This is a genomic window from Rhodococcus sp. WB9 (assembly GCF_007558985.1).
Classification (GTDB): domain Bacteria; phylum Actinomycetota; class Actinomycetes; order Mycobacteriales; family Mycobacteriaceae; genus Rhodococcus_F; species Rhodococcus_F opacus.
In genome coordinates, this window is record NZ_CP041769.1 from 6,855,959 (window position 1) to 6,880,739 (window position 24,781).

Sequence of the window (24,781 nt, forward strand, 5' to 3'; positions counted from 1 at the left end):
CACCAATCCCATGCCGACCAGGACGATCGATGGGCACCGACTGCACCTGACGCATCTCGACAAGGTTCTGTACCCGTCCGTGGGAACGACGAAGGGCGAGGTGATCGACTATCTCGAGGAGATCGCTCCCGCGATGGTGCCGCACCTGGCGCAACGTCCGGTGACCCGGAAGCGGTGGCCGGACGGTGTCGACTCGGACTCCTTCTTCGAACGCAACCTTCCCTCGTCGACGCCGAACTGGGTTCCGCGACTGACCGTGCAGCACAAGGACCGCAGCGTCGACTACCCCCTCATTGACTCCGCCGCAGGTCTGGTGTTGATGGGGCAACTCGCCGCGTTGGAATTGCATGTGCCGCAATGGACGGTGGTCGACGGCAAGCCGGGGCCGGTGACGCGATTGGTGTTCGACCTCGATCCCGGTGAGGGTATGGGCCTTTCCGACTGTGCCCGTGTCGCAGTGGCGGTCAAGGAGCAACTCGACGACGCCGGGTTGACGTCGTTTCCGGTCACCAGCGGCAGCAAGGGTATTCACGTCTATGCGACGCTCACAGCGAAAACGACATCGACCCCTCTCCGTTCGCCCGAGCGCTGGCAAGAGGCTGGAGAAGAGTCGCCGGAATCGGTGACCGCCACCATGGCCAAGACCGACCGACGGGGAAGAGTCTTCGTCGACTGGAGTCAGAACAACGTCGCCAAGACCACCATAGCTCCGTACTCTCTGCGCGGGCGCTCCGAACCGACGGTGGCCGCGCCACGGGAATGGTCGGAGATCGAGGCAACCGATCTGCGTCAGTTGCGGTTCGACGAGGTGCTCGAGCGATACCGCAGCGGAGGTGACCTGCTCTCGAACTCCCTCGACTCCCTTCAGGTGTACCGATCCAAGCGAACTCGCGGCAAGACACCCGAACCGGTCCCCGCTCCCACAGCCGATTTACCACCGGTGGACTCGGGCCGGGACCTGAGCTTCGTCGTCCACGAGCACCACGCCACCAACCTGCATTGGGATTTCCGCCTCGAACGCGACGGGGTACTGGTTTCGTGGGCGGTACCCAAAGGCGTCCCCCGGTCTCCGTCGAAGAATCGCCTCGCCGTCCAGACCGAAGACCATCCCCTCGACTACCGCACGTTCTCCGGGACCATCCCCAAGGGCCAGTACGGCGGCGGCGTAGTGGACATCTTCGACGAAGGAACCTACGTCCCCATCAAGTGGGAACGTGACGAGATTCTATTCGAACTCCGGGGCCGACAACTTCAGGGGCAGTACGTGCTGATCCACACCAAAGACGACCAGTGGTTGATGCACAAGATCAAGAAAGACAGGGAACGGCCGCTGCCGCACAGCGAGTCCGGTCAGACATCCTCGAGGCGCCACATCGAAGCCCGCCGGCGAAAACCGATGCCGCGGGACCTGAAACCCATGCTCGCGACGCTCGGATCCGATCAGGATCTCGCCGACATGCCCGCCGACAGTTGGTCGTTCGAGGGGAAATGGGACGGGATACGGGCGATTGCCGAGATCTCCGGCGGGAAGGTCTACCTGCACAGCAGGTCCGGTCGCGACCTCACCGCGACCTACCCGGAACTGGCCTCGATCGGAGACACACTCGCCGATCACGATGTCGTCCTCGACGGCGAAATCGTCACCCTCGACGCCGCGGGTGTGACGAGCTTCGCCGCCCTGCAGAACCGGTCCGGGCTGCAGAAGCCGGCGGCGATCGCCGCTGCCGCGCAGAAGTATCCGGCCGAGTTCTACGTGTTCGACGTGCTCTACCTCGACGGCACCTCGCTGCTGCGTCACGGGTACGCGGATCGGCGCCAGAATCTGGAGGAATTGGCGTCGGCCACCGGTCTGACCGTCCCCCCGCGCCTGCGGGGCGACGCCGCGGCGGCGTTGGCGGAGAGCCGTCGACGCGGGTGGGAAGGAATCCTCGGCAAGAAAAACGACTCGACCTACCTCACCGGCCGGCGAGGCACAGCCTGGATCAAGGTCAAGAACCAGCGCACCCAGGAGGTGATCGTCGGTGGCTGGCGACGCGGCAAGGGATCACGCAGCGACACTCTGGGATCGCTGCTGCTCGGCATCCCGGACGAGGACGGACTCCGGTACGTCGGCAGGGTCGGCACCGGATTCACCGAACCGATGCTCGACTCCCTGACACGAAAACTCGAGCGGCTCTCACGTAAGACGAGCCCGTTCATCGACACCCTGACGACCGCCCAACGCAAGGACGCGAATTGGGTCACTCCCCGCCTGGTCGGCGAGGTCGGGTTCACCGAATGGACCACGGCGAACCTTCTCCGGCACCCGACCTGGCGTGGCTTGCGGACGGACAAGAATCCCGAGGACGTGCGGCGGGAATGACCATCTGCCGGTGCCCGAGGGGAGGCCGAACTCAGTCGAAGACCCCGACGATGTCGAGCACCAGCAGGACCGCGATCGCCACGAACACCACGACGATCACACCGATGACCACCATCGTGGATATGCCTGTCGGTGGAAACGACCAACTGGTGCGCGGTTCGTGTTCGGACAACCCCGAAGTCTGGGCGGAGTCCGGTGGGGTCGAACCTGGTCGGACACCGCCGCCCGACTCGAGATCAGGAGTGTTCGCCGGATCCGGGTCCGGAGGTTGAGCGGTCATGGCAACGGCCCTCCGTGGAATACGGCCTGCTCAGCGTTCGAGCTGACAGCTGTGACATGCGGGTACCCCGATTTCCCACACCCACACGGCGAGGACGATCCCTCCATCGTCGGCGTCGGCGGCGACGGCCGGGTTTCACCCGAGTGGGTCAGCCACAACCACGAAGCTTCATGACCTCGCTGGCCCCGCCGTAGATGCGGCTGACCGGCGTGTCCTCGTAGAAACGCGCGATCGGACATTCGGTCATGTAGCCGTATCCGCCGTGCAGTTGGAGACAGCCGAGCACGAACTTGGTGTTCTGGAACGCGGCGACCTGCTGTCCGAAGACCTTGCGGTCCTTCACATATGCGGTCTCTCATCGAGGTGCCGTACTCGGCAAATCTCCACCGCAACGCGTAGTCGTTCGGGACGCGTTCGGAGAGCCACCACTCGATCCTTCCCATGGACCAGCCTCGCTGACACCAGTCGTCAGTCATTATTCGCCGTGGTGCACAGAACCGGCGGTCTGCGGGCCTGCCGCGGTCGTGGCCCGGTGCGATCCGGACGAACGTCGCGGAATCAGGGTGGGCATCGCGCGCCGGATCGGATCGTCGACGGGGGTGGTGGCGAGCATCAGATCGAGCGCGGTGGCGGCGATCTGGTCGAACGGGGTGCGCACCGAGGTGAGCGGGACCGGAAGACGTTGCGACAGTGGGATGTCGTTGTAGCCGACCAGGGCGACGTCGTCGCCGACGGTCAGCGAGCATCGGTGCGCGGCGGCCACGACTCCGAGCGCGAGGTTGTCGTTGGCGGCGAAGACGGCGGTCGGACGGGACGCTGAGCGGAAGAGCCGGTTCCCGGCCTCCTCGCCGTCCTCGATGCCGAACGTCGTTTCGACGATCCACTCGGGCACTTCCGCGATTCCCGCTTCCCGGAGCGCCTTTCGCGCCCCGGCCAGACGCCCCACTGCGGTCGACGCGAACAGCGGGCCCGACAGGACGGCGATGTCGGTGTGCCCGAGATCGATCAGATGGCGGGTGGCGAGATAGCCGCCCGCCTCGTCGTCGCCGACCGAGGACGGACTGATCCCGTCGGTCCTGAGCACCAGCGCGTGGGGCACGCCGCGCTCACGGAGCTCGCGCGGCAAGGGGTCGTCGCGCCGGCTCGAGGCGACGATCAGGCCGTCCACGTTCCGGGCGAGCAGAGTCCGCGCCGCATCGGACTCGTCGGCAGGATTGTCCCCCGTCGTCGCGACGACCGTGAAGTAGCCGAGGCGGGTCGCGGCGCGGCTGATCGCCTCGTACATCAAGGCCATGACGGTGTCGCTCAACCGTGGCACGAGGACGCCGATCGTCGCGGTCTGCCCGCGGCGCAGGCTCGAGGCGAAGGTGTTGCGCCGGTACCCCAGTTGATCGGCGACCGCCCGCACTCGTTCGGCGGTCGCGGAGCGGGACGGCGGCACGCGATCGTCGAGCACCCGGCTGACGGTCGAGGTGCTCACACCCGCTGCGTCCGCCACTTCCCGCAGCGTCACGACGTGCTTACCGTCCCGCGCCCGCTGAGGCGCGCTCCCATTGGCTTCCATGGTCTTCCTCTCTACCGCCTCGGCCCGGCCCCTCGCGCGTGAGGTGAGGCCTGATCACATCCGATTCGGGACGTGACCCTTGACACAGCCACGATCGTATCGCACGATGAAATCGTTCCCGGGAACGTTCCCGGGAACGTTTGCACAAGTCTCCTTCGATGGAAAAGAGCGATCATGAGCACACTCGACCTCCGCGGCCTCACCCCGGCGCCGGTGACACCCTTCACCCGTGACGGCGCCGTCGACTACGACGCCATCCAGCGCCTCGGCTCGTGGCTCGGCAGCGTCGACGGCGTCAAGGGGCTGGTCGTACTCGGCCACGCCGGCGAGGGCACCTTCCTCACCCAGGACGAGCAGGTTCGCGTCATCGCCGCTTTCAAGGACTCCGTCGACGGCCGGCTGCCGATCATCGCCGGCATCACCGGCGAAGGCACCGCGGTCTCCGTGGAGGAGGCTCGCCGCGCGGTCGACGCGGGCGCCTCGGCCGGCCTGGTGTACCCCTCCCACGGATGGCTGCGGTTCGGTTACCAGGACGGCGCCCCGCAGGATCGGTACAAGGCGATTCACGAAGGGTCCGGGCTGCCGCTGATCCTGTTCCAGTACCCCGACGCCACCAAAGCCACGTACAACCTGGACACCCAGCTCGAGATCGCCGCCCAGCCCGGTGTGTTCGCCACCAAGAACGGTGTGCGGAACATGCGCCGCTGGGACCGCGAGATCCCGGTCCTGCGCCGTGAGAACCCCGACCTGCAGATCCTGAGCTGCCACGACGAGTACCTTCTGCACACCATCTTCGACGTCGACGGCCTGCTGGTCGGCTACGGCGGACTCGCGCCCGAGCCGCTGGTCGAACTCATCGCGGCAGGCAAGGCCAAGGACTACCCCGCGGCCCGGGCCATCCACGACCGCCTCCTGCCGGTGACGGCGAACGTCTACCACCGCGGCTCGCACATGGAAGGCACCGTCGCCCTCAAGGAAGGCCTCGTCGCCCGCGGAATCCTCGAACACGCCACCGTGCGCTCACCGTTGCTGCCACTGGCCGAGTGCGCAGGTGCCGAAATCGCCGCTGCGCTGCAGTCGGCCGAGCTGACCTCGGTCGTCGCCCACGCCTGACCCCGCTCGACCCGTCACCTTCGGATTCCGAATCCGCCGCACGCGGTGCCACCGCGCCGCGTGCCGGTTCTGCCGGCCGGCCCGGACACCCCGGGCCGGCCGGCACCGCCCGCAGCAGACCCGGCCCACTCCCGGCCGCAGGTTCCGTTCGCCCTTCCGAGCCGGCAGCGTCGGATGCCCCCATCGTCAGTTGCGCCACACTCCTCGTCTGCGGTTCGAACACCAGAAAGTAGGCTCATCGATGAGTCAGCCATCTCGCACATCAGCCGATCCCGTCGGAGGCGGTTCAGTGGTCGCAGGCACCCCTCCGCCGCCCGGAGGTCGCGTCCGGCCCCAGCGCCGGTACTGGGTTCGGACCCTGGCCATGGCCGGTCCCGCATTCATCGCCGGAGCGTGGCAGTTCGGGCCCGGCAACCTCGCCAGTGCCGTCCAGGCCGGCAGCGAGTACAGCTACTCCCTGATCTGGGTGATCGCCCTCTCGACCATCTTCATGCTCGTCTACGCCGACATGAGCGTCCGCCTCGGCATCCGCACCCCCGTGTCCATGATCAGCTCGGTCAAGGACGTCCTGGGCCGACGCGTCGGCGTCTCCGCCGGCGTCGGAGTCTTCATCATCACCCTGTGTTTCTCCGTGGGCAACGCCGTCGGATCCGGCCTGGGACTGTCGATGGTCTTCGGCGGGTCCCCGATAGTGTGGTCCGCCGTCTGCACAGTCTTCGTCGGACTGATCCTGTTGTTCCGCAACGTCTATCGAACCGTCGAGCGCGTTCTGCTGGTGATCGTCGCCCTCCTCGCGGCCACCTTCGTCTTCAGCGCCGTCATCGCCCAGCCCGACTGGTTCCAGGCCGTGCACGGACTCGTCCCGAGCATCCCGCCGGGTGGACAACTGCTCGTCGTCGCCCTCGTCGGCACCAACTTCTCCCTCAACGCAGCTTTCTTCACGTCCTACGGCACCCACGAACGTAAGCGCACCGCAGCCGAATACCGGCAAACCACCATCGCCGACACCATCCCGGGCATCGTGGCACCCGGCATCATGACCTCGCTCGTGATCATCGTTGCCGCCGCCGTCCTCGGCCGGCAGAACACCGAAGCAACCACCCTCGCAGGCCTGGCCAAGATCTTCGAACCCATCGCCGGCCCGATCGGATCGACGATCTTCGCGCTCGGGCTGTCCGGGGCCGCGTTCTCCGCGATGGTCGCCAACGCCACCGCCGGAGGCACCATGCTCTCCGACGCGCTCGGCAAAGGACCGTCCCCCAGCACACCGACAGCCAAACGCACCAGCGCCGTGATCCTCGGCTTCGGACTCCTGATCACGATCCTGTTCACGAAATCCCCTGTCCAGCTGATCATCTTCGCCCAAGCATTGACCGTGCTGATCGCACCGTTCCTCGGGCTCCTGCTCTTCGTGATGAGCAACAACCGTCAGCTGATGGGCAACCTCCGCAACACCTGGTGGAAGAACATCATCGGCGCTCTGGGATTCGTCTCGATCCTGTCCCTGTCCGGCCTGCTTATCTACGAACTGCTCGGCTGACACCGACATGAGGCGGCACACTGCGCACCGCAGTGTGCCGCTCGACTGCTGCATCCACCCCTGAGGCAACCCACGAGGAATCAGAAACAATGCCACTCTTCGTCGTCGACTACACCTACTCAGCCGTGACCGCCGCAGGACGTGACACGTACCGATCGGCACACCGAGCATGGCCCTCCGAACTGGTCGACCGCCAGACAGTCATCGCCTGCGGTCCGTACGCCGATGACCGCGGCGCCTTCATCCTCGTCGAGTCCGATACGACCGACACGGTCGCACAGCTCTTCACCCACGATCCCTTCGTCATCCACGGCCTGGTACCGGACCATCGCATCGTCGAGTGGACGCCGGTGAGAACGATGGGACAGGACTAAATTCGGAGTCGGACCGATCGATCATTCGCGAGCGTTGTGGGATGACCGCGGCCGGAAGGACCGACTCGAGATCCTCGCGCTCGCCGACCTCGAGGGACGCGTCATGGCGTCCCCCGACATTCGGCCCGCGGTATCCGGTCAGACGAATGGCTCACTTTTCGTGAGGAACTCGGCGAGGGCCTGCGCCACGAGGTCGGGTTCGTCCTCGGTGAGGAAGTGCCCGGCGCCGGGGACGAGCGTCGCTCGCGCCCCGGGGATGCGGCCCGCGAGATCGTCGGCGAACGAACGGTCCAGCCACTCGTCGTCCGCACCCCACAGGATCTGCACCGGCACCTTCACGGTGCCGAGTTTGTCGACGACCTCGGTGGTGTCGCGTTCGTCGAAGTATTGGACCTGGTCGAGGTAACGCTGCTGGCCGCTGGGGCCCGCGAAGGGACCGAGGTAGGCCTCCGCGACGGACGACGGCAGCCGACGACGGGTCGCGGTGTCCAGGTGCGCCTCGGTGATCCGCTGGAAGATGTGCGTCGGCATCGTGCGGTATACGTCGAGGTGGCGTTGCATGTGCTGCGCCACCGGCGTCACCCACGGTGAGAGCACCGCCGCGTCGAGCAGGGCGATGCGCCGGACCGGGACTCCCTCGACGAGGTGTGCCCGGAGCACTGTCGCCGCACCGATGTCGTGACCGACCAGCACAGGCCGCTCGAGTCCCCAATGCTCGACCAGCCGGGCGAGCACGCGCGCGTGCGTGCGGATCGCCACCGGCTCGCCGGGAACCGGTGGCGAGTCACCGTAGCCCGGAAGGTCCCAGACGTACACCGTGTTCTGCTCGGCGAGGCGGGGAATCACCGCGCGCCACAGATACGACGACGAGGGCGTGCCGTGCACGAGAACGACGGGCGGGCCGTCGCCGAAGACTCCGGCCGCGACGGTGGCGCCGTCCACCGTCAGCCGGTCGGGCAGGCGCCACCGGTCGGTGTCGGCAGTGTTGGCGATCTGCTGTCGAGTCATGATCATCCTCCCGAGACGTAATGGTTAAACTGGCTTGGCAACCATTACGCTAGACGGAGGCTGTAAGTGATGCAACTGACTTTCACCAATTACACCTTCGGGGCATCGGTGGCGACGGCGCTCGTCCTCACCGCCCCGGAGGTGCTCGTCGCGACCGGTGACGTCCTCACCGACGGCGAGTCGCTGCATGCTTTCCTCACCGAGCACGGCATCGTCCCCGGCGACCGGCCGGCGACCGGCGCCGATCTGGACGAGGTTCGTGCGTTGCGGACACGCGTGCGCGACATCGTGGCCGCGCCGAACGAAGAGGCGATCGTCGCCGGGGCCAACCAACTCCTGTACGTGGCCCGCACCGTCCCCTTCCTCGGGCGCCACGACGGCACATGGACGTGGCACCTCGAGACCGCACCCGAGTCGACCCTCGCCGACGACCTGGCCGTCGTCATCGGAACGGGCCTGCTCGGAACCGTGGCTTCACTGGGACCGAACCGGTTCCGGTCGTGCGAATCCCCCTCGTGCAACGGAGTTTTCGTCGACACCAGCCGGGCGGGCCGGCGCCGGTTCTGCATGCCCCAGGTGTGCGGAAACCGCGTCAACGTGGCGAACTTTCGCGCCCGACGCCGTCGCGAACAGCAGGACCGCCCCGGAACGGGCCCCACAGACGCCGGGTGAGGAGTCGATGCCGATACGACCACCACCGGCGCCGGGTCATCGTGTGGGAACAGCGAGGAGTTGCCTAGGCTCGGGCCGCCGCGGGAGACGCGGTGAACCCAGCGCTCGGCGCGAACCGCGCCAGCACGTCCTCGGCAGGTTCCCCGGCCGCGGCGGCGATGAACGCGAGAACGTCCTCCCGGGTGTCGATACCGATCAGCGTGTCGGGTTCGGAGAGGAACCCGAACAGGGCCGCGGCAACGGGTTCGCTCACGGTCGCCGCCGGGAACAGCAATTCGGCGTGGACCGCGTACTTCGGGTCGCCGAGGAACAGCCGGGTGACCTCGGCGGCCGCGTGACCCCGTGTGTTCCAGTGCTTCTCGAACTGCTCGGACAACCAGTCGGCGGTGAACTCGCCGTCGTGCCCGCGTGCCGCCTCGACGAGCGCGGCCACCTGTACGGCGGTGTTCTGGGCTCCCTGCCCGGCGAGGGGGTCGAACGCGATCGCGGTGTCGCCGATCGCCGCGACCACGTGGCCGCTCCTGGTCGTCCCGACCGCGCGCCGCACCGTCGGGGTGACCGCCCCACTCAGCCACGAGTGCGGGTCGGACTCGATCACCTGCAACTGCTCGATCTCGGGGGCGTCGTGCGGGAAGTAGTCGCGGTAGAAGTCGATGACGGTCTGCCGCGCGGAGTGCACGTCGGTGACCGCGGCGAACCGCTCCTGCCACGGGCTGCCCGGTTTCGCGAAGCCGAGGAAACTCCATGTGGCGCCGGCGTCCTTGTGCAGGTACGGGCCGAGCCAGGCCTCACCGAAATCGGTGTGCAGGTTGAAGAGATTGTGCGCGCCGCCCGCCGCGGACCGGTAGCCGAAGGTGTCCGGGCCGTGTCCCAGGCCCTGCAACGTCACCAGCAGCAGTCGGCGCTGCGGTTCGCTGTACACGGTCCGTTCGGTGTCCACCGGGAACAGCGTGGACAGCCCGCCCTTTCCGGTCGCCACGAGTGTCAGGTCGTGGTCGGCGGCGATCGCGTCGAGGTCGTCGAGGTTGACGGCCCGGACCTCGAAGCGGCCGCCGCGGTCGAGGAATCGGCCGAGTCGGTCATCGGCCCGCAGTCGTACGTCGACACCCTGCGCGACGTACCGGAAGTCGGGGTCGAATTCGAGGACGTCGGCGCGGGTGTCACCCTCCCCCGTGTGCAGACGGGTGCTCATCCCGGTCGAGTGCGGACCGTCGGCGTAGAGGTCCTCGATGATGCGGGCGTCGGCCTCGCGGGATTTGCCGAAGTAGACGGCGGTGCCGGTGGCCGGGACGTCGTTGCGCAAGGCGTCGCGGTCGCGGTCACTGTAGAGGGTGACGGCGAAACCGGCGTCGACGAGGCCGAGCGCGGCAGTGGTGCCGGCCAGTCCGGCTCCGACGACGGCGGCGGTGCGGGGTGTACTCATGGGTCCTCCCGGTGGTTGTGGTGGTCGTTCAGGTGTTCGTGTACGCGCGGTAGCGGTCGGTCCGTGTCGAGAGGTCGCCGCCGAGGCGGTACCGCGCGCCCCGGTGGTCGCTGGGGAGCCGGTCGCCCTCGCCGAACAGTTTGTGGCGCAGGGTTCCGTCGGTGTAGCCCGTCGGGTAGGCACCCCGTGCCTGCTGCGCCGGCACGACGTGGGTCACGACGTCCTCGAACGATCCCGGCGTGATCGCGTACGTCAGGTTGAACCCGTCGACGTCGGTGTCGGCCACCCACTCCTGCAACTGGTTCGCGACGGTCTCACCGGAGCCGACGAACCGCGGCCCGAGACCGCCGATGCTCGCCCACTCCGCGATGTCGCGCACGGTCCACTCACGGCCGTCGTCGGCGGCCTCCTGGAAGGCGGCGACGGCCGACTGGATGGCGTTGCTCTCGACATTTCCGATCGGGTCGTCGAGGTCGTACCGCGACAGGTCGATCCCCATCCAGCCGGACGCGAAGACCAGTGCGCCTTCGAGGTCCGCGTATCGCCGGTACTCGTCCTGCTTCGCGGCCGCGGCCTCGTCGGTGCTGCCGGTGATGACGGTGGACAGCGCGTAGATCCGCGCCGAATAGGGGTCGCGGCCGGCGTCGACGAGGGCCTGCCGGATCCGGGCGACGGTGTCCTTCAGCACCCGCTTCGACGGCGGCCCCACGAAGATCACCTCGGCGTTCTCGGCGGCGAACCGGACACCGCGCGGCGACGCCCCCGCCTGGTAGATCACCGGCGACCGCTGCGGCGACGGTTCCGACAGGTGGATGCCCGGGACCGTGAAATGCGTTCCGCGGTGGCCGATGTGGTGCACCTTCTCCGGATCGGCGTACACGCCGCGCTCGGTGTCACGCACGACGGCGTCGTCTTCCCACGAACCTTCCCACAGCTTGTAGAGCACCTCGAGGTACTCGTCGGCATGGTCGTACCGGGTGTCGTGGTCGAGTTGGTCGGCGTCACCGAAGTTCCGGGCCGCGGACGGCAGGTACCCCGTCACGACGTTCCACCCGATCCGTCCCCCGGTGAGGTGGTCGAGGGTGGAGAGTCGGCGCGCGAACGGATACGGGTGCTCGAATCCCGTCCCCGTGGTGATGCCGAAACCGAGGTGTTCGGTGACCGCTGCCATCGCCGAGACGAGCAGCAACGGGTCCGCGACCGGGATCTGGGCGCCCTGCCGCTGCGCGACCTCGTCGGTTCCGCCGTAGACGTCGTAGGTGCCGAGCACGTCGGCGATGAACAGGCCGTCGAACAGCCCGCGTTCGAGGAGCCGGGCGAGGTCGGTCCAGTAGCCGAGGTCGGTGTAGCGGTGCGACTGGTCGTCCGGGTGCCGCCACAGTCCCGGCGACTGGTGGGCGACGCAGTTCATGTCGAACGCGTTGAAGCGGATCTGCCGGGTCATGCCGGCGCGTCCGCGTCGCGAACGCTCTGCCGCTGCCCGGCGCTCCAGGCGTACGGCAGCGGATCACCGTTCAGGACGTACGCCCCCACCGACTGCTGCTTGTAGATCAGAGGGTTGTGGGCCGAGATGGTGCGTGCGTTGCGCCAGTGCCGGTCGAGACCGAGTTCCGACGAGGTGATCGACGCCCCACCCACCTCGAACAACTGCGCGGTCGCGTCGAGGACGAGGCCGATCGCCACGGACTGTGCGCGGGCTGCGGCGGCCTCGGCGCGGTCCAGGAGCTCAGGGTCCTCACCGCCGGCGTCGAGCAGGCGGTCGAGGTCGTCGGCGACGGCGAGCACGGTCGCGCGGGCGCCGTACGCGGCGGCGGACAGCTTGCCGATCACCTGCTGCACGAGCGGGTCGTGCCGGGGCAGGTCGGCAGCCGCGTGGGTGAACGTGCGGGTACGGGCACGAACCCATTCCGCCGTGTCCGTCTCCGCGCGGCGGGCGATCCCGGCGAGGACTGCCAATTGCACGAGTTGGAGGTAGGACGTCGCGTAGGTGCGGCCGGGCGCGCCGTATCCGGGCCCGAGGATCCGGTCCTCGGGCACCACGACACCCGAGAACGTGGTCGTACCGCTTGCGGTGAGCCGCTGTCCGAAACCGTCCCAGTCGTCGGTCTGGGCTACGCCCGGAGCGTCGGCATCCACCAGAACCGACACCCGCTCGCCGTCGCGGTCGGCCGCGACGAGGATGTGATCGGCGTACAGACTGCCCGTGCTGTAGTACTTCTCGCCGTCCAGGACCCAGGTGCCATCGTCGCGGCGGCGCAGCGTCGTCTGGTAACGGTCGGCAGCTCCTACCCCGGGTTCAGTGATGGCGTTGCCGACCAGCGTTCCCTCGGCCGCGGCGCGCAGCCACCGCTCGCGGCTGACGGTCGGGGCGGCGAGGCGCTGGTCCTCGACGAAGCTCCAGTGCACCCGAAGCGCCTGGGGCAGATTGGATTCCGCGGCAGCCAGATCGATCAGCAGACCGAACAGCTGTCGGACCGACGCGCCGAACCCGCCGAACTCGGTCGGGACGCGCAGGGCACCGAACCGGGCGTCGCGTAGCAGACCCACCTCGTCGAAAGGCAGCCGGCGATCCCGTTCCCGGCCCAGCGCGCCCTCGGCGATCCGGTCGAAGATCGGATGGAACCGATCTTCCAGTTCGCGGTCGGTCACGGCCTCGATCGTTGAACTGCTCACGTGCCCTGCTCCTCGGTGCGTCGACGATGTCGACACCACCATGGGCGAAACAAGCGCGTGCGGGCACTACTTACGATCGCACAGAGTCGAACACGCCTGAGGGCGCTGCACGTAGACGAGGATGGGGTCGTAGGCCGGCCCGCCGCGGCACGGCTCGCCCGCCGCTACGCTAGCTTCCCGACCCGACGTCGATCGGCACAGGAGGCGCCGAACGGTGATCACGTGTCGATGTTCTCTCGTCGACTCCACGCGATCGCAGATCATCCTGAGCCTCGGCGCTCTCGGCGTGACCCTGCCGGCCTACCGGTAACGCAGACAGTGGTCGGATAGATGACAACGCGACGTCCACCCTGGAAGCCATTGCGCGCCCTCAGGTGATCGAACGAAGATGGAACGGTGATCATCGAACGCAGCTCCGTCGTCGGCGCACCGATCGGGCAGGTGTGGGCGAGGGTCGTCGACCCGGAGGGGATCAACGACGAAATGCGTCCGTGGATGACGATGAGCATTCCGCGGGGCCGGGAGTCGATCACCATCGACTCGGTCCCGATCGGCGAACCGCTCGGGCGAGCGTGGCTGCGGCTGTTCGGGCTCGTCCCGTTCGACTACGACGATCTGACCATCGCCGAACTCGAACCGTGTCGGCGGTTCCACGAGAAGTCGACGATGCTCAGCATGCGCCGGTGGGAGCACGAACGGACGCTGCGGCCCTTCGACGACGGGAGCACCGGCGTCCACGACCGGATCACGTTCGAGCCGAGGCTGCCGCTGGTGCCGCTGACGCCGGTCCTCGCCCGCGTCCTCGGCGCGTTCTTCGCGCACCGGCATCACCGTCTGGCGCGGCACTTCGGCTGACGGCCTCGCCCAATGTCACACCGGTGCAGTCGGACTGAACCAATGCGACATTGGGCGACACGAAAGATCAGTGCGCCGTGTACCCACCGTCGACGACGAGTTCGGTACCGGTGGTGAAGCCGGACTCGTCCGAGGCGAGGTAGAGCACCCCGTACGCGATCTCGTCGGGTTCCCCCTGCCGCGGGAGGGGGTTGCCCGAGACGAGCTGGCGGTAGTACTCCTCCGGGCCGATCGCGCTGCCCTCGGCCGACCGCTGACTCATCGCCGTCCGCATCGACCCCGGGTGGATCGAGTTGACGCGAATTCCGTGCGGCCCGTAAGTGACGGCGTCCGCCTTGCTGAGCAGTCGCACAGCACCTTTCGACGCGTGGTACAGCGGGACGTTGGAGCCTCCCGTCAACCCGTGGATCGACGAGAAGTTCACGATGCTGCCCTTCTTCCGACCGATCATGTGGGGCACGACGTACTTGGTGGTCAACCAGACACCCTTGACGTTGACGTCGAAGATCTGGTCGAACTCGGCGACCGACGCCTCGTGCGACGGCGCGGGCCTGCCGATGATGCCGGCGCAGTTGACCAGGACGTCGGGAACACCCACGGTATCCACCACTGCAGCAACGGCCTCGGCGACGCTGGCCTCGACGGTGACGTCGACCGCGAACGACGTGATCGTCGCCGAATCCCACGGCGCATCCGGTACTTTGAGGTCGAGGGCCGCAACAAACGCCCCCTCTCGTGCGAGCATCCGCGCGGTCGCGCCACCCAGATCACCGTTCGCCCCCGTGACGACGGCGACCTTCCCTGCCACTCGACCCGTCATGACCGACCTCCCACTGCTGCGACAGCCCACGGGCCGATCATCGGAATCCACTCGGTGATGTCGTACGACGCGACGAACCCGTGCGTGCGGAACGGGTCGCCCTCGACGACGTCGACGACGACCTGCTTGCCCGCGGCCTCGTAGATCATCGCCGCGCCGGGGTCTTCTCCTGCCGCGAACGGTCCGGACCCGAGGATCAGTCCGCGATCGGCGGCGGCCTGCAGGTGGCTCTTGTGTTCGGGACGGTGCTCGTCCCGGCCGGCCGTGTCGCCGGTGTATACGTAGCGGACGAGGAAGAACGGCACGTCAGACCTCTTCCAGGACGGTCGGCTCGACGGATTCGGTGCGCAGCGACGCGAGGATCTCGGCGTCCCGGCCGATGGTGTATCCGAAGACGAGGGCGGGCCCGATGTTGGCGCCGTAACCGGGGTAGCCGCCACCGAAGATGCTGACGGCCGCGGAGCCGGCGGCGAACAGGCCGGGGATCGGCTGGTCGTCGTCGTCGAGGACCTGGCTGTGCCGGTCGACGGCCAGGCCGGAATAGGCTCCGAGGTCGCCCATCTCGATCTTCGCGGCGTAGTACGGTCCCTTGTCGAGCGGCTCGAGGTTCGGGTTGGGCTGGTGTTCCATGTCGCCCTTGAAGTGGTGGAACCAGTTGGATCCGCGATTGAACTTCGGGTCCTCTCCCTTTGCGGCTCCCGTGTTGAACTCGGTCAGGGTCTTCTTCAACCCGGCGACGTCGACACCGATCTCGCGGGCGAGTTCCTCGACCGTGTCGGCCTTGTGGAGGAAACCGGTCTTCTTGAAATAGCCCTGCGGGATCGGCCAGGGCTTCGCGTAGCCGATGCCGTACTTCTTCATGGCTTTCGCGTCGGCGATGATGTAGCCGAACGTCTCGTCCTGGCCGGCGTTCTCCTGAATCATCGCCATGCCGAAGTCGTGGTAGGAGCTCGACTCGTTGGCAAAACGTTCGCCCTTGCGGTTCACGGCGATCAGCCCGGGGAGCCCGAATGCCCGCAGGTGCGGGAAGATCCGCTGTTGCCCGCGCAAACCTGTGAACACCGTCACGGGAGCCCACGCGGCGGGCTCGTGGACGTCGGTGTCGACGTGCCCGCCGAGCGGCGCGGCCAGGCGCACGTTGTCGCCGTCGTGCCCGACCGTGGGAGTGAAGTGGTTGTCGCCGTGCGGATCATGACCCCAGTACTCGGCTCGCAGCGCCGGATCCGAGGAGTAACCGCCGGCCGCGATGACGACGCCGAGTCGCGCCACCACGGTTCCCGCATGTACTCCCCCGAGTACCGCCCCGGTGACGACGCCGTTCTCCGACTGCAGAATCTTCGTCACGGGCGTCTCGGTCCACATCCGGATGCCGAGCTTCGCGGCGGACGATACCATCCGCACCATCAGCGAATTGCCGTTGGTCCGGTCGAACGATCGGCGGCAGAGCACCGTCTCGACCCACGTCTCGAGGAGCTTCTTCGACACGTAGGCAAACGATTTCCACGACTGATTGGCGTGGAGGAACTGGGCGATGTCGGGTCCGACCTCGGGCATGTAACCGAAGACGGTGTAGGTGTCGAGGTAGGGGCGCAACCGCAACCGATTCTCACCGAGGGTGCGCGCGTCGACCACCTTGCCCGAGATCGCGCGTCCCGACGGCTTCGCGCCCGGCGCGTCCATCTGGTAGTCGGGAGCCATTTCCGGATAGACGAATTCGACGTCGGTGTCACGCTCGAGCCAGTCGATGGCCTCGGGCACCTCGTCGAGGAACGTGTCGATCATCTCGGCCTTGTAGCAGTCCTTGGCGAGTGCGCGGATGTAGGTTTCGATCTCCCGACGGGTGTCACCCTGCGCGACGCCTTGCTTGTTGCCCGGCACCCATGCCCAGCCGCCCGAGATCGCGGTGGTGCCGCCGAGCCACTGCGACTTCTCGGCGACGATGACGCTGTGCCCTTCGCTCGCCGCCTTGAGTGCTGCGGCCATGCCTGCGGCCCCGGATCCGATGACCAACAGGTCGCATTTGACAGTTTTCGAGCTCATGCTTGGACCTTCCCTGGAGAGTCGGCACTCGGTCAGGCATCAGCGAAAGCGCTGGTGTGCAGTGACTTTCGGATCGCGATGCGTGATCGGTGGTGGTGTGTTCGTGACAACCACTCTGACCGACCCGACACCCGAGTCACAGTGCGACTCCAATGGATGGAAAGGGTTTCTGTCAGTGCCGCGATCCGCGCGTCATCGCCCGGGTGATGCCGCGCGACGCCGTCGTCAGCGCCGCGACCACCGACTGCGGGTTGGCCTGATCGTGCGGTATGACGACGGACAGGGCAGCGATCACCCTCCCGCCGTCGGTGTCCCGCACGGGCACAGCGACTCCCGTCGCTCCGGGTGTAATGAGACCTGCGGCCACCGCGAAGTGCTGGTGCCGGACCTCGGCGAGGAGACGTCGCATCTGGTCGGGGTCGGTGACCGTGGCGTCGGTGTAGCGTTCGAGCGGCTGGGACAGCAGTTCGTCCTGCACGTCGCGGGAGGCGTTCGCCATCAGAACCAGACCGGACGAGCAGGCATGCACCGGCAGACGCCCGGCGATCTTGGTGACGTTGACGACGGACCCGCGCGTGGAGAGCCGTTCGACGAACAGCACCTCGTTGCCGTCGAGGATGCCCAGCTGGGTGTGTTGCTTGATCGCGGCGTTCACGTCTTCCATGAACGGCATCGCGGCTTCGCGCAGGCTCAGGGTGTGCGAGCCGCGGGACCCCAGTTCCCACATCCGCACGCCGATGCTGATGCGGGTGTCATTGCGTTCGAGGAGTCGGTACTTCACGAGTTCCCCGACGATGCGGTGCGCCGTCGCGACGGGGAGGTCGGACCGACGCGCGATGTCGGACACCGACAGGGACGGTGTGTCCGCGTCGAAGGAGGACAAGACCCTCACGACGCGGGCAGTGACCGATTCTCCTGTCGGTGTCCGTGACATCGCCCTATTGTCCTCCGGCTACTCCTGCGGGGGCGACGGACGTCCGAGTTCGGCCAGCGGCACCCGGTACGTCTCGCGGGCGGTGAAGGCGGCGACGGACGAGACCAGCATGCAGAGGGCAGTGAACACCGCGACGGGGACCCACGCGTTCACCCCGGTGCCCAGTAGTGCCCAGCCGATCGCCGGGGCGAAGCCGGCGACGAGGAAGCCGATCTGCGTACCGACCGCGAAACCGGAGTAGCGCACGGGCGCCGCGAACATCTCGGTGAAGAAGCTGGGCCACAGGCCGTTCACCATCGAGTAGAACAGCGTCATCGTGAGCAGTGCGGCGAGGAAGATCAGCGGAATGGAGCCGACCGAGATGGCCCAGAAGTACCCGAAGATCGTCAGGGCGCACCCGAGGGCACCGGTGATCCAGACGGGGCGGCGTCCGACGCGGTCCGACAGCTTGGCGAGCAGCGGGATCGCGACGATGGAGCCCGCGATCGACACCGACGACGCCCACAGCATCGTGGTGCGGTCGATGCCGACGTCGGGTCCGGTGGCGTAGGCGAGCCCGAAGACCGTGAACACCGTCTGCCCGACCGCGAACAGCGAGCACAGCGCGATCCGCAGCACGTCCCGCCACTGGGTGGTCACGACGGTGACGACGGGCAGCTTCTGCACTTCCGCATGCTCACGCGACTCCTCGAACACCGGAGTCTCGTCGAGCTTGGTGCGCACGAAGTAGGCGACCACGAGCATCACGGCGCTGCACCAGAACGGGATTCGCCAACCCCAGCTGTCGAGTTGGTCTTTCGGCAGCGCGGCGACGGGGATGAACACGAGGGTCGCGAGGACCATCCCCGCGGCATATCCCGTCATGGTGAAGCTGGTGAAGAACGCCCGCCGCCCCTCCGGTGAGTGCTCGAGCGTGAGAGTGCTGGCTCCGGCGGCCTCACCGCCCGCGGAGAATCCCTGCGCGAGGCGGCACAGCACGAGGAGAATCGGGGCGGCGATGCCGATCTGCTCGTACGTGGGCAGGAACCCGATCGCCAAACTGGACAGACCCATGATGAGCAGCGTCAGCAGCAGAATCTTCTTGCGGCCCAGCTTGTCTCCGAAGTGACCCAGCACGATTCCGCCGACAGGCCGGGCCACGTAGCCGACTCCGAACGTTGCGAGCGCGGCGACCGTGCCGATCGCGTCGTTGCCGGCCGGGAAGAAAGTGTGCCCGAAGACGAGGGCGGCGGCGGATCCGTAGATGAAGAAGTCGTAGTACTCGAGCGCACTGCCGAGGAACGATGCGAGCGCCGCCTTCTTCGGCGTCTTCGCGACCTCGGTGGGTGTCGCGGTCGTCGGGCTGTCGTGCGTGACGGCGGATACGTTCATCGACTCTCCTGCGATCGGGCCTGGCGTGGTGTGACACAACGTGCCAATCACGCCTGCACGTGCGCAACGTCACATCCATCCATTGGAAAGCCGGCCTGGCGCCCCGGACACGGCTAGGGCTACGGATGCGCCGGTGACAACTCCCAGCCGGTGCTCAAGTCGCGGGCGAGGTCGGGCACCCGCCGCAGCACCCGCTGGCTCTCGACGAAGTCGCGGAACGGGATGGCGAGCAGAGCCCGCAACTCTCCCGGACGCCCCTCGGCGAGCCGCTGGTAGGACGAGGCGATGTCACTGACGATTTACTGCCAGCGCGGTTCGCGATCGGCCCAGTTGAAGCCGGGCAGGGGCGTGCGGAGACGGTAGGCCGAGCCGTTGACGTCGCCGTTGACCGACATCGGCGCGACCTTTCCCGGTGCGCGTGAGCCGGGGACCGAGGGTTGCGCCGCGAGGGTGGTGGCGTAGGTGAGCGCGCGGCCGACGCCGTCGCGGGCTGCAGCGGTGACGTCCCACTGATCGGCGATGATCTGATTCTGCTCGCGCGACGCCATCCGGAACAGCGCGTCCGCGTACCCGGCCTGAGTGCCGGAGAAGATGCCGTTCCAAGCCATCTCGGCGTTCTCGTCGAGCAGTCCGGCGGCGGCCATCTCCTCGACAGCAGCCCTGCCTTCGTTCACATACGCCTCGTGCATGGGCACCATGTCGAAGTAGATGTGCTTCTGCATCATCAGCAGGCGCTTCTGATACCAGTCCAGGTCGTCGGCGGTCATCGCCGGGCCGACGGTCGCGAGCGTTCTCGGGTCCGCGGGCAGAAGCGCCATCGCCCCGCCGGGCAACCCGCGGACCGTGGACGCGACAGCGTTGCCGAGCCTGTGGACGGCATCGACTCCGAGCACGGTCCGGCCGAGGTCGAGGTCCCAGAAGCCGGCGGCGAACGAACCTCCCGCCAGCCCGGCCATCCCGGACCAGTAGAGCTCGGTGCGTTGGAGTTGGTAGCGGCCGTAGTTCTCGTAGACCCGGTCGACCACCGCAGCGTTGGCGAGCAGCCCCGCGTTCGGATCCCACGCGGCCAGGTCGATGCCGGACGCCTCCGATCCACGAGCGAGCCAATACTGTTGCAGAAGAGCGGAATACCGCGTCGGAGCGACACCGTCGGAGCGGGCGGCCGCCAGCGCGGCGCCGAGGACAGCGGACTCGGTGGGCAGCCGGGGGTCGAGTCCGCCGATCGACTCCGCCGCCGGGTTCGCCGGCGTGATGTCGAGCAGGCCCTCGTAGCCGGCGGCGTGCGCGACGATCGGCGTCGGTACCGCGAGCGCGACCATCCCGAGCAGCGCGACGAGCACCGCGCGGATCGTCGTGTTGTGGACCGATGGCGATTGGCAGTGCACAGCACCGAGCATGTCAGGTATTTAACAACATATATGTGATGGCGTCCGGGTTATGCCCGGATTGCCTCCGGCGCATGCAATCCCAGGTCAGCACATGTGAGTGGCAAAGCGTGCGCCCGGACGCCGCGCCACTCACATGGGCTGGGGACCGAGCTGCCCCAGGACGGCCGAGAGAATAGTGTGCGCGCTGCCGATGACGGACTCGATCGGCTGCGGGTTCTCCGACAGCACCCATTGCTGGGCGATCATCAGCACGGCTCCCACCAGGCCGGTTGCGAGGGTGCGCAGGTGGAAGTCGGGAAACGCGGTCCGGTCGACGGCCGGACCGATGACGACGAGAACGGCGTCCACGAACGACACGGTGACGCGGCGGTAGGCTTGATCGACCTCGGGCCCGACGCCGAGGACCTCCTGGAATGCGATCCGCGGGATCCGCGGGTCGTCGGCGACGGATCGGAAGAACGCGGTCAGCGCGCCGCGAACCCGCGCGTCGAGATCGGTGCCGCCCTCCCCCGCACCGCGCAGGACGCTGTCCCGCAAGCGGTCGGTCACGCTCGCGTACGCGGCCAGGAGCAGGGCCTCGCTGTCGTCGAAGGACTCGTAGAAGTAGCGCTTGGTGAGCCCGGCGGTCTCGCAGATCTTGCCGACCGTCGCGGACCGGTATCCGCTGGTCCCGAACACTTCGACGGCCGCGTCGACGAGGCGCACGCGGCGCTCTTCCTGACGCTGACGCGGACCCGCACCGCGGTAGGTGCGGCCCGTGTCGTCGAGCTTGGGCGAACTCACGCCCCCATATTGACACCGCACAGTTCCAGATACAAACTGACACCGAACGGTGCCAGATCACACGCCAGGAGATCCCATGCCCACGCTCAGGAACAAAGTCGCACTCGTCACCGGAGCCGCGCGTGGCATCGGCGCGGAAACGTCCCGCGCCCTCGCCCGCAAGGGCGTCAAACTGGTTCTGATCGATCTGGACGCCGAGCCACTGAATGCCCTCGCCGCCGAACTCGGCGACGACGTCGCGCTCGCCGCGGCCGCCGACGTCTGCGATCTGGCCGCCGTGCAGAAGGCGGTCGACGCCGGAGTCGCGAAGTTCGGCGGCATCGACCTCGTACTCGCGAATGCCGGCATCGCCAGCTACGGCTCGGTCATGCACGTCGACCCGGCCACGTTCAAGCGGGTCATCGACATCAACATCCTCGGCGTCTTCCACACCGTCCGCGCTGCGCTTCCGTCCGTGATCGACCGCAAGGGCTACATCCTGGTGGTGTCGTCGCTCGCCGCGTTCGCGCCCGCACCCGGGCTGGCCGCGTACAACACGAGCAAGGCCGGCATCGAGCATTTCGCCAACACCCTTCGTCTCGAAGTCGCGCACCACGGCGTCACTGTGGGCTCGGCCCACATGTCGTGGATCGACACACCGCTCGTTCAGGACGCGAAAGCCGACCTCACCGCGTTCAACCAACTTCTCGCCGTACTGCCGGGACCACTGGGCAAGACGACGTCGGTGGACTCGTGCGTCGACGCGTTCGTGGACGGCCTGGCCGGGCGGAAGCGCCGGGTCTACGTGCCGCGGTGGGTCGAGCTCGTCGCCTGGCTGAAGGCGGTGGTGACGTCGCCGATCGGGGATCGCAGCCTGCTGCCGCACGTCCCCCGCATCCTTCCGCTGATGGACGAGGAGGTCGCGAAGCTCGGCCGGTCCACCAGCGCACGTAATGTCGCTCTCGACGACGTCGCCGTAGACCCGAAGTAACCGCCAGTCCCCGCCAGCGAGAGAGTGTTCATGTCACACACCGATACCACCGCCGATACCGCCGCCGAGTCCACCGGCGCGAAGGCTCCTGTCGAACACGTCGACGTGCTGATCATCGGGGCCGGACTGTCCGGGATCGGTGCCGCATACCACCTGCAGGACAACTTTCCCCGACGGACCTATGCGATCCTGGAGAGCCGCGAATCGATCGGCGGCACGTGGGACCTGTTCCGCTACCCCGGCATTCGCTCCGACTCCGACATGTACACCCTCGGCTACCGGTTCAAGCCGTGGTCGGGTGAGAAGTCCATCGCCGACGGGTCGTCGATCCTCGAGTACGTCCGCACGACCGCCGCCGAGCACGGGATCGACCGGAACATCCGGTTCCAGCACAAGGTCGTTCGTGCCGAGTGGTCGACCCCGGACGCCCAGTGGACGGTCGACGCCGAGCGCACCGATACCGGTGAGACGGTCCGGTTCACCGCCAACTTCCTGATGTCCTGCAGCGGCTACTACCGCTACGACGAGGGCTACACCCCCGAGTTCCCGGGCCTCGACCGGTTCGCCGGGCAGGTCGTGCACCCGCAGAAGTGGCCCGAGGACCTCGACTACGCGGGTAAGCGGGTGGTCATCATCGGCAGTGGGGCCACCGCGGTGACGCTGGCGCCGTCCATGGCCGCCGAGGCCGCGCACGTGACCATGCTGCAGCGCTCGCCCACCTACATCATCTCGATGCCGGCCAAGGACAAGCTGGCGAACCGGCTCCGCCGGCACCTTCCCGCCAAGCTCGCCTACGGACTCACCCGCCTGAAGAACGCATCGGTCGCAACGGCGATCTACCAACTGTGCCAGCGCTATCCGGACTTCATGAAGGGGCGCATCCGGCAGATGCAGGAGAAGTGGCTGCCGAAGGGCTACGACATCGACACCCACTTCACGCCCCGGTACAACCCATGGGATCAGCGACTGTGCCTCGTGCCCAACGGGGATCTGTTCCGGTCCATCCGGAACGACGAGGTGTCGATCGTGACCGACCACATCGACACCTTCACCGAAACCGGTATCACGCTGAAGTCCGGTGAGGAATTGCACGCCGATGTCGTCGTCACCGCGACCGGCCTGAACCTGCTCGCGTTCGGCGGAACGACGCTCGCCGTCGACGGCTGCGACATCGACCTCACCGACACCATGGCGTACAAGGGAATGATGCTCAGCGGGGTGCCCAACTTCGCGTTCGTCATCGGGTACACCAACGCGTCCTGGACGCTCAAGGCCGACCTGGTGTGCGAGTACGTCTGCCGTCTGCTCGCGCACATGGACGCGAACGGGTTCGCCCAGTGTGCCCCGGAGCGTGACAGTTCGGTCGAGGAGGAGCCGTTCCTCGACTTCGCCGCCGGCTACGTCCTGCGGTCGGTGGAGTCGTTCCCGAAGCAGGGGTCCGAAGCGCCCTGGCGGCTGCGGATGAACTACTTCCGCGACCTTCTGACATTGCGGCACGGCAAGGTCGTGGACGACGCGATGGCGTTCCGCCCGTGAGTACTTGTTAACCGCCCGCGGTTAACAAGTACTCACGGGCCCGTCGCCCTCGGTCTCACGTAGCGCCCTGCCCTCCTGCACGTACTGCTCGTACTTCTCGGCGTTCTTGTCGGAGACCCGCGTGTCGCGAGGCGGCAATTGCAGTTCGTCCTCGGCCGGCATGCCGGCCTGCAATTCGCGTCCACGTTCGAGTTCGGCATCCAGTTCGGCACCGAAGAGCAACGCCAGATTGGTGATCCAGAGCCACAGCAGGAACACGATCACGCCGGCCAGGGAGCCATACGTCTTGTTGTAGCTGCCGAAGTTGGCGACGTACAGACCGAACAGGACCGACGCCAGGATCCACGTCACGATGGCGAGGAACGCGCCGGCGCTGACCCAGCGGAACTTCGGTTGCCTCACGTTGGGCGTGACGTAATAGAGGATGGCCACGGCGACCACGACGACGCCGAGGACGAACGGCCAGCGGGCGATGTTCCAGACGGTCAGGGCGGTGTCGCCGAATCCGATCGCATCACCCACCGAGCGTGCGACGGGGCCGCTCAGCGCGAGCATCGCCGCAGCGGCGGCCACCAGGACCAGACCGACGATGGTGACGGCCAGCATCAGCGGCCGGAGCTTCCACACGGGACGCCCCTCCTCGACTTCGTACATGCGGTTCATGGCGCGTCCGAACGCCCCGATGTAGCCGGACGCCGACCACACCGCACCCAGCAGGCCGAGGACCAGTGCCATGCCCGCGGTCGGAGTCTCGACCAACTGCGCGATGGGGTCACGCAACGTGTCCACGGCGGAGGACGGCCCGAGGTCGTCGACCATCTGCAGTACCGCATCGGTGGTGCGCTGCCCCTGACCGAACACCCCCAGCAGTGAGACCAGCGCCAGCAGCGCCGGGAACAGCGAGAGGACCGCGTAGTACGTCAGTGCGGCGGCCAGGTCGGTGCACTGATCGCGCGTGAACTCGTGCGCCGTCTTCCTGATGACGTACCACCAGGACGGTTTCGTCAGGTCCGCAGGCGAATCCGGCTTGCGCGGGTCGTCGGGGTCCGGTTCGGCGTGCTGTTCGTCGTTCATC

At 67.4% G+C, this 24,781-nt stretch carries 21 protein-coding genes and 2 pseudogenes; 8 read left to right on the top strand and 15 right to left on the bottom strand.

Annotated elements, in window-relative coordinates; all coding sequences use genetic code 11:
* The first annotated feature begins 10 nt into the window (after positions 1–10).
* A complete protein-coding gene (locus FND50_RS32000) occupies positions 11–2,362 on the top strand; it encodes an ATP-dependent DNA ligase (protein ID WP_144288391.1) in 2,352 nt (783 codons plus the stop codon).
* A gap of 31 nt (positions 2,363–2,393) precedes the next feature.
* Here FND50_RS32000 and FND50_RS32005 read toward each other — a convergent pair whose 3' ends face one another.
* From FND50_RS32005 to FND50_RS32015, 3 genes and pseudogenes are all read right to left on the bottom strand, one after another.
* Entirely contained in the window at positions 2,394–2,642 is a 249-nt protein-coding gene (locus tag FND50_RS32005) for a DUF6480 family protein (protein ID WP_144288392.1), read from the bottom strand.
* 148 nt (positions 2,643–2,790) lie between these two features.
* Positions 2,791–2,991, bottom strand: a pseudogene (locus FND50_RS32010) (acyl-CoA dehydrogenase family protein); the annotation flags it as partial.
* A gap of 126 nt (positions 2,992–3,117) precedes the next feature.
* Positions 3,118–4,206: a LacI family DNA-binding transcriptional regulator gene (locus tag FND50_RS32015; protein WP_005565808.1), complete on the bottom strand. Its 1,089-nt coding sequence runs from the start codon at positions 4,204–4,206 to the stop codon at positions 3,118–3,120.
* A gap of 174 nt (positions 4,207–4,380) precedes the next feature.
* Between FND50_RS32015 and FND50_RS32020 the strand changes: the two genes are divergently transcribed.
* The 3 genes from FND50_RS32020 (at position 4,381) to FND50_RS32030 (ending at position 7,233) form a co-directional block, all read left to right on the top strand.
* Positions 4,381–5,319: a dihydrodipicolinate synthase family protein gene (locus FND50_RS32020; RefSeq protein WP_144288394.1), complete on the top strand. Its 939-nt coding sequence runs from the start codon at positions 4,381–4,383 to the stop codon at positions 5,317–5,319.
* A gap of 364 nt (positions 5,320–5,683) precedes the next feature.
* Positions 5,684–6,859 carry an Nramp family divalent metal transporter gene (locus FND50_RS32025; RefSeq protein WP_144288395.1) on the top strand — a complete coding sequence of 392 codons (1,176 nt, stop codon included), beginning with the start codon at positions 5,684–5,686 and terminating at the stop codon, positions 6,857–6,859.
* Between the two features lie 89 nt (positions 6,860–6,948).
* Positions 6,949–7,233, top strand: coding sequence for a YciI family protein (locus tag FND50_RS32030; protein WP_144288396.1), 285 nt, complete (start codon positions 6,949–6,951; stop codon positions 7,231–7,233).
* Positions 7,234–7,371: 138 nt separating this feature from the next.
* Here the strand turns inward: FND50_RS32030 and FND50_RS32035 are convergent, their stop codons facing one another.
* Entirely contained in the window at positions 7,372–8,241 is an 870-nt protein-coding gene (locus tag FND50_RS32035; protein WP_144288397.1) for an alpha/beta fold hydrolase, read from the bottom strand.
* A 69-nt stretch (positions 8,242–8,310) separates the two neighbouring features.
* Here FND50_RS32035 and FND50_RS32040 point away from each other — a divergent pair, with 69 nt between their 5' ends.
* The gene (locus FND50_RS32040) at positions 8,311–8,913 is read left to right on the top strand and encodes a CGNR zinc finger domain-containing protein (protein WP_144289215.1); all 603 of its coding nucleotides are present in this window, start codon (positions 8,311–8,313) and stop codon (positions 8,911–8,913) included.
* Between the two features lie 64 nt (positions 8,914–8,977).
* Here the strand turns inward: FND50_RS32040 and FND50_RS32045 are convergent, their stop codons facing one another.
* From FND50_RS32045 to FND50_RS32055, 3 genes are read right to left on the bottom strand one after another with little or no spacing between them, the layout of a single operon-like run.
* The gene (locus tag FND50_RS32045; RefSeq protein WP_144288398.1) at positions 8,978–10,336 is read right to left on the bottom strand and encodes a styrene monooxygenase/indole monooxygenase family protein; all 1,359 of its coding nucleotides are present in this window, start codon (positions 10,334–10,336) and stop codon (positions 8,978–8,980) included.
* A 28-nt stretch (positions 10,337–10,364) separates the two neighbouring features.
* Positions 10,365–11,780: an LLM class flavin-dependent oxidoreductase gene (locus tag FND50_RS32050; RefSeq protein WP_144288399.1), complete on the bottom strand. Its 1,416-nt coding sequence runs from the start codon at positions 11,778–11,780 to the stop codon at positions 10,365–10,367.
* Complete coding sequence (locus FND50_RS32055; RefSeq protein WP_144288400.1) at positions 11,777–13,009, bottom strand: acyl-CoA dehydrogenase family protein; 1,233 nt, start codon at positions 13,007–13,009, stop codon at positions 11,777–11,779. The genes FND50_RS32050 and FND50_RS32055 overlap by 4 nt, the downstream gene beginning before the upstream one ends.
* 396 nt (positions 13,010–13,405) lie before the next feature.
* On the opposite strand from FND50_RS32055, the gene FND50_RS32060 reads away from it, so the two are divergent.
* Positions 13,406–13,864, top strand: coding sequence for a hypothetical protein (locus tag FND50_RS32060; RefSeq protein WP_144288401.1), 459 nt, complete (start codon positions 13,406–13,408; stop codon positions 13,862–13,864).
* A 67-nt stretch (positions 13,865–13,931) separates the two neighbouring features.
* On the opposite strand, the gene FND50_RS32065 is transcribed toward FND50_RS32060, so the two are convergent.
* The 7 genes and pseudogenes from FND50_RS32065 to FND50_RS32095 all read right to left on the bottom strand — a co-directional run bounded on the left by FND50_RS32065 (position 13,932) and on the right by FND50_RS32095 (position 21,200).
* On the bottom strand, positions 13,932–14,684 hold the full coding sequence (locus FND50_RS32065) for an SDR family NAD(P)-dependent oxidoreductase (RefSeq protein ID WP_144288402.1): 753 nt from the start codon (positions 14,682–14,684) through the stop codon (positions 13,932–13,934).
* Positions 14,681–14,989, bottom strand: a complete 309-nt coding sequence (locus FND50_RS32070) for a YciI family protein (RefSeq protein ID WP_144288403.1) — start codon at positions 14,987–14,989, stop codon at positions 14,681–14,683. Before FND50_RS32070 ends, FND50_RS32065 begins: the two co-directional genes overlap by 4 nt.
* Position 14,990: 1 nt before the next feature.
* A complete protein-coding gene (locus tag FND50_RS32075) occupies positions 14,991–16,724 on the bottom strand; it encodes an FAD-dependent oxidoreductase (RefSeq protein ID WP_144288404.1) in 1,734 nt (577 codons plus the stop codon).
* A 172-nt stretch (positions 16,725–16,896) separates the two neighbouring features.
* Positions 16,897–17,658: an IclR family transcriptional regulator gene (locus FND50_RS32080; protein WP_011595593.1), complete on the bottom strand. Its 762-nt coding sequence runs from the start codon at positions 17,656–17,658 to the stop codon at positions 16,897–16,899.
* An 18-nt stretch (positions 17,659–17,676) separates the two neighbouring features.
* Positions 17,677–19,029 (bottom strand): MFS transporter, encoded by a 1,353-nt coding sequence (locus FND50_RS32085; protein WP_144288405.1) that lies wholly within the window; start codon positions 19,027–19,029, stop codon positions 17,677–17,679.
* A gap of 119 nt (positions 19,030–19,148) precedes the next feature.
* Positions 19,149–20,426 (bottom strand): annotated as a pseudogene (locus tag FND50_RS32090) (hypothetical protein).
* Positions 20,427–20,546: 120 nt separating this feature from the next.
* The gene (locus FND50_RS32095; RefSeq protein WP_144288406.1) at positions 20,547–21,200 is read right to left on the bottom strand and encodes a TetR/AcrR family transcriptional regulator; all 654 of its coding nucleotides are present in this window, start codon (positions 21,198–21,200) and stop codon (positions 20,547–20,549) included.
* A gap of 76 nt (positions 21,201–21,276) precedes the next feature.
* Here FND50_RS32095 and FND50_RS32100 point away from each other — a divergent pair, with 76 nt between their 5' ends.
* Both FND50_RS32100 and FND50_RS32105 read left to right on the top strand, forming a co-directional pair.
* Positions 21,277–22,170, top strand: coding sequence for an SDR family oxidoreductase (locus FND50_RS32100; protein ID WP_144288407.1), 894 nt, complete (start codon positions 21,277–21,279; stop codon positions 22,168–22,170).
* A gap of 30 nt (positions 22,171–22,200) precedes the next feature.
* Positions 22,201–23,706, top strand: coding sequence for an NAD(P)/FAD-dependent oxidoreductase (locus FND50_RS32105; RefSeq protein ID WP_260850775.1), 1,506 nt, complete (start codon positions 22,201–22,203; stop codon positions 23,704–23,706).
* 21 nt (positions 23,707–23,727) lie between these two features.
* Here the strand turns inward: FND50_RS32105 and FND50_RS32110 are convergent, their stop codons facing one another.
* A complete protein-coding gene (locus FND50_RS32110; RefSeq protein ID WP_144288409.1) occupies positions 23,728–24,780 on the bottom strand; it encodes a YihY/virulence factor BrkB family protein in 1,053 nt (350 codons plus the stop codon).
* Between the last annotated feature and the right edge of the window lies 1 nt (position 24,781).

Excerpts from the sequence above, each read along its gene's own strand:
- FND50_RS32015 (WP_005565808.1), bottom strand. The coding sequence starts at position 4,206 with ATGGAAGCCAATGGGAGCGCGCCTCAGCGGGCGCGGGACGGTAAGCAC.
- FND50_RS32045 (WP_144288398.1), bottom strand. The coding sequence starts at position 10,336 with ATGAGTACACCCCGCACCGCCGCCGTCGTCGGAGCCGGACTGGCCGGC.
- FND50_RS32110 (WP_144288409.1), bottom strand. The coding sequence starts at position 24,780 with ATGAACGACGAACAGCACGCCGAACCGGACCCCGACGACCCGCGCAAG.
- FND50_RS32025 (WP_144288395.1), top strand. The coding sequence starts at position 5,684 with ATGGCCGGTCCCGCATTCATCGCCGGAGCGTGGCAGTTCGGGCCCGGC.
- FND50_RS32075 (WP_144288404.1), bottom strand. The coding sequence starts at position 16,724 with ATGAGCTCGAAAACTGTCAAATGCGACCTGTTGGTCATCGGATCCGGG.
- FND50_RS32080 (WP_011595593.1), bottom strand. The coding sequence starts at position 17,658 with ATGTCACGGACACCGACAGGAGAATCGGTCACTGCCCGCGTCGTGAGG.
- FND50_RS32105 (WP_260850775.1), top strand. The coding sequence starts at position 22,201 with ATGTCACACACCGATACCACCGCCGATACCGCCGCCGAGTCCACCGGC.
- FND50_RS32020 (WP_144288394.1), top strand. The coding sequence starts at position 4,381 with ATGAGCACACTCGACCTCCGCGGCCTCACCCCGGCGCCGGTGACACCC.
- FND50_RS32035 (WP_144288397.1), bottom strand. The coding sequence starts at position 8,241 with ATGACTCGACAGCAGATCGCCAACACTGCCGACACCGACCGGTGGCGC.
- FND50_RS32085 (WP_144288405.1), bottom strand. The coding sequence starts at position 19,029 with ATGAACGTATCCGCCGTCACGCACGACAGCCCGACGACCGCGACACCC.
- FND50_RS32030 (WP_144288396.1), top strand. The coding sequence starts at position 6,949 with ATGCCACTCTTCGTCGTCGACTACACCTACTCAGCCGTGACCGCCGCA.
- FND50_RS32040 (WP_144289215.1), top strand. The coding sequence starts at position 8,311 with ATGCAACTGACTTTCACCAATTACACCTTCGGGGCATCGGTGGCGACG.
- FND50_RS32005 (WP_144288392.1), bottom strand. The coding sequence starts at position 2,642 with ATGACCGCTCAACCTCCGGACCCGGATCCGGCGAACACTCCTGATCTC.
- FND50_RS32050 (WP_144288399.1), bottom strand. The coding sequence starts at position 11,780 with ATGACCCGGCAGATCCGCTTCAACGCGTTCGACATGAACTGCGTCGCC.
- FND50_RS32065 (WP_144288402.1), bottom strand. The coding sequence starts at position 14,684 with ATGACGGGTCGAGTGGCAGGGAAGGTCGCCGTCGTCACGGGGGCGAAC.
- FND50_RS32000 (WP_144288391.1), top strand. The coding sequence starts at position 11 with ATGCCGACCAGGACGATCGATGGGCACCGACTGCACCTGACGCATCTC.
- FND50_RS32100 (WP_144288407.1), top strand. The coding sequence starts at position 21,277 with ATGCCCACGCTCAGGAACAAAGTCGCACTCGTCACCGGAGCCGCGCGT.